The organism is Vibrio sp. 1249-1 (assembly GCF_033340495.1).
In genome coordinates this window covers 1-663 of the sequence record NZ_JAWOWJ010000629.1, presented here as the reverse complement: position 1 = coordinate 663, position 663 = coordinate 1, and the positions used below count along the sequence as shown (strand labels likewise).

The following is a 663-nucleotide window of genomic DNA, read 5'->3' as shown; positions in this document are numbered from 1 at the left end:
CGATTTATTACTTTGTCGAGCCTATCTAAATTTAGCGACCTAAGCCTCACGCGTCAGCGTGGCAAGATACGCTCGACAAAGAATATCAGACCCGTATTAGCGAGTTTTCACTTCTAACACTTTGGCAGAAAACTGGTATTGCTGAGATTGCGGCACGGCCAGTTTAATGCTCTTACCTTGTTCTGCTTGCTGTGGTCTCAGGTAAGTATCCGCCATTCGTTTGATGGATTGCCAAACCGTGACCTTTTCTTTCGCCAGTTGCTTGCCAGACATATCAAACACTTGTACCTCAACTTCCACCTGAATGACAGATTGAGAGCTTTGGTTGGTGATAGACGTTGGCAGTACCAGTTCACCACCTTCGTAGCTCGCAGAGCCAATCAGTATGTCGACCCCTGAGTCTGACAGCTGCATGGTTGGCTTTTTCGCGTTCACAACCACGGTTGTACCGACGGTTTTTGTTACGACCGGAATTGTCGCAATCGCAGGAGCTGCGACAGTTTCAACCGCGCTTGTTGTGGTTTGGGCTACGGCCTCTTTTGGCGCAGAACTTGTCATCACGTATTCCCAAGTAAAGTCATCGTTCAACTTCACTTCTCGACCGTCGGCTAAAGTGACGACTTCAGCGGCGTAGGCGGATGAGGTGGCGAGTAGGGTCGCCAG

At 49.6% G+C, this 663-nt stretch carries 1 protein-coding gene; it reads right to left on the bottom strand.

All coding sequences use genetic code 11. The features are described 5' to 3' along the window. Positions 1-96: 96 nt before the first annotated feature. Positions 97-663, bottom strand: a 567-nt coding sequence (locus R7Z50_RS28045) for a DUF3157 family protein (protein WP_318149828.1), incomplete at its 5' end; no start/stop codon positions are given.